Here is a 2604-nt window from a genome sequence, read left to right as displayed (position 1 = left end):
TGTCACTTAAGTATGTCTAAGCTTTGATTCACTGTGCTAAGAAGTCTTCACTCTAACTCTATCTAAGCTTAGACCCTCCTGCACATGTAGAAGGCTGCGCCCAAGATTCTTCAGTCGCATTCGCTCCTTCAGAATGACATGCACAGAAAATAGGATGTCGCGGTACTAGGTGTAGACACGCTACTATAAGAAGAAGGTTTTATTCGTAACTCGAAATTCCAACATTACTCATTAAGAACAAAAGAGGCCGTGCCGATGATTACCTCAGTCACAAAAACAATCGAGCAAGAAATCACATAAGTAGACGCAAAATAATCGCAGCAAACGAGGAGGCACCACATTGTTAAATCTAATTGATGAACTCAGCACAGAGCACTCAGACCTTTGTATTTCGTTCGGAAACCTCGAGCGCCTCGATATCTCATCCGAAGAGAGCCATAAGGAAATCCAGTCATTAAAAGCATCATTGCTGGCCCACCTCAGGAGAGAAAACGAAGAGCTGTATCCGCAACTTAGAGAAATGGCGTTTAATAATCTTCAGCTACAGCGCACGCTTGACTGGTTTACGCGCGACTTGGCGCGGATATCGGCCGTGCTCATCCTGTTTCTCGACAAATACTCGGACGGCGGCCCGCCATTAGCATTTAAGCGTGATTTTAGCCGCCTCAACAAAATCCTTAATGCCCTGATCAAGCAGGAAGAGCGCCTTATTTACACCGAGTACCAGAACGCATCGATCGGTAAAGTTGCCTAAAACGATCTACGAACGTTAATTTTACTGGAGCCTTCAGGGGCTCCAAATTTATTTTAATAATCTGACAAGCGGTCAATATCGCAATTGACAAAAGTTTAACCGGCCAATATAATGATTTGGATGCTCAAAAATAATTATTATGCTTTCTTCATAACGAGGTGAGATAGTTGGCACATAAAAAAGGAATGGGAAGTACCAGGAACGGTCGCGATAGCCAGTCTAAGAGACTGGGCGTTAAGGCTTTTGGCGGACAGTATGTAAACGCGGGAAGCATTATAATGCGCCAGCGCGGCACTAAGATTAAGCCGGGCGAGAATGTCGGGCTTGGCCGCGATTACACACTCTTTGCCCTGATAAACGGCTATGTTGTTTTTGAAAGTAAGGGTAGGAACGGTCGCAAGGTAAGCGTATTGACCGATGCAATCGCTCAAGCGTAACCCTTAAGAAATGCAGCTAAAGCCACAGTTACCTGTGGCTTTTTTGTTTGGGGATATATAAATTATGTTTGTAGATGAGGCGAAGATTTTCGTAAAAGCGGGGAATGGCGGAAACGGCGTGGCCAGTTTCTTCCGGGCGAAGTATGTCCCAAAAGGGGGACCGGACGGGGGGGACGGCGGCCGCGGCGGTAGCGTCATCCTTGAAGTGGATGAAAACCTGCGCACGCTCATGGATTTCCACTACCAGCGGCATTTCAAGGCCGAGCGGGGGCAGCATGGTTCGGGCGGTCACAAAAACGGTAGAAACGGCGCCGACGTGGTTTTGAAAGTTCCGCCCGGTACGCTTGTTCGCGATGAAGAGGGGAACATCCTCGCGGACCTTACCGAGCCGGGTGAACGTGTGGTTATCGCCCGCGGTGGCATGCGTGGCAGGGGAAACGCGCATTTCGCGACGCCAACCCGCCGCTCGCCGACTTTTGCCGAGAAAGGCGAGCCGGGTGAGGAGCGCTGGGTAGTCCTTGAGCTTAAACTCCTTGCCGATGTCGGCCTCGTGGGGTTTCCGAGCACCGGAAAATCCACGCTGATCAGCCGGATCTCATCAGCCCGCCCAAAAATTGCGGAGTACCCGTTCACAACGCTTGTTCCCAATCTCGGGGTGGTCGCCGTACCGGATGGCCGCAGTTTCGTCGTAGCCGATATCCCGGGGTTGGTCAAGGGCGCGCATGCAGGCAAGGGCCTTGGGCACGGCTTTTTGCGTCACATCGAGCGCACGGCGGTTATCGTTCATATCCTGGATATGGCGGCGCTCGAAGGGCGCAACCCAATCGAGGATTTCGAGGTGATAAACCGCGAACTCGAGCTTTACGACCTCGAACTTGCGCATCGCCCGCAGATCGTTGCCGGCAACAAGATGGACATACCCGAGGCGCAGGCCAACCTGCCTGTGGTCGAGAGATATATGCAGGAGCGCGACATACCGTTCTTCCCGATATCGGCCGCAGTCGGAACCGGCGTGGATCGTTTGCTCTACGCGGTCGCAGACCTGTTGGATACCGTCGAAAAACCCGAGGTAAAACGGGAAAAAGAGAAGAGAGTTGTCGCAGAAAAGCCGAGCCCGACGGAAATCACCGTATCCAGGGAGGGCGACACCTGGGTTGTGAAGGGCACCAATATCGAGCGAATCGTCGCGATGACCGATTTCGAAAACGAATACGCCATTGTTCACCTGCAGAAACGCCTTAAGCGCATAGGCGTCGAAGACAAGCTCATCGAAGCGGGCGCCAAAGAAGGCGACACCGTGCGCATCGGCAAAATGTCGTTTGAGTTTTATCCATTCTAACCAGGGTCCAGAGACTCTATAGTGTCCAGAGACCAGGGTCCGGGGTTCCGGGAAGACCGGTTAATAGGTGAATG

General features: G+C 51.7%; 3 protein-coding genes. All 3 read left to right on the top strand.

Translation table 11 applies throughout. From position 1 onward, the window contains the following. Nucleotides 1–340: 340 nt before the first annotated feature. The 3 genes from COY37_RS09415 to obgE all read left to right on the top strand — a co-directional run bounded on the left by COY37_RS09415 (nucleotide 341) and on the right by obgE (nucleotide 2530). Complete coding sequence (locus tag COY37_RS09415; protein WP_286677394.1) at nucleotides 341–754, top strand: hemerythrin domain-containing protein; 414 nt, start codon at nucleotides 341–343, stop codon at nucleotides 752–754. A 167-nt stretch (nucleotides 755–921) separates the two neighbouring features. Then, complete coding sequence (gene rpmA / locus COY37_RS09410; protein WP_286677395.1) at nucleotides 922–1191, top strand: 50S ribosomal protein L27; 270 nt, start codon at nucleotides 922–924, stop codon at nucleotides 1189–1191. 64 nt (nucleotides 1192–1255) lie between these two features. Further along, nucleotides 1256–2530, top strand: coding sequence for a GTPase ObgE (gene obgE / locus COY37_RS09405; RefSeq protein WP_286677396.1), 1275 nt, complete (start codon nucleotides 1256–1258; stop codon nucleotides 2528–2530). The last annotated feature ends 74 nt before the right edge of the window (nucleotides 2531–2604 follow it).

The sequence above is a fragment of the Candidatus Aquicultor secundus genome (assembly GCF_002791875.1).
Lineage (GTDB): Bacteria > Actinomycetota > Aquicultoria > Aquicultorales > Aquicultoraceae > Aquicultor_A > Aquicultor_A secundus.
Note: the sequence above shows the minus strand (reverse complement) of the source record. Positions and strands in the feature narration are given on the sequence as shown.

Coding starts and splice junctions, on each gene's coding strand:
- obgE (WP_286677396.1), top strand. CDS start 1,256: ATGTTTGTAGATGAGGCGAAGATTTTCGTAAAAGCGGGGAATGGCGGA.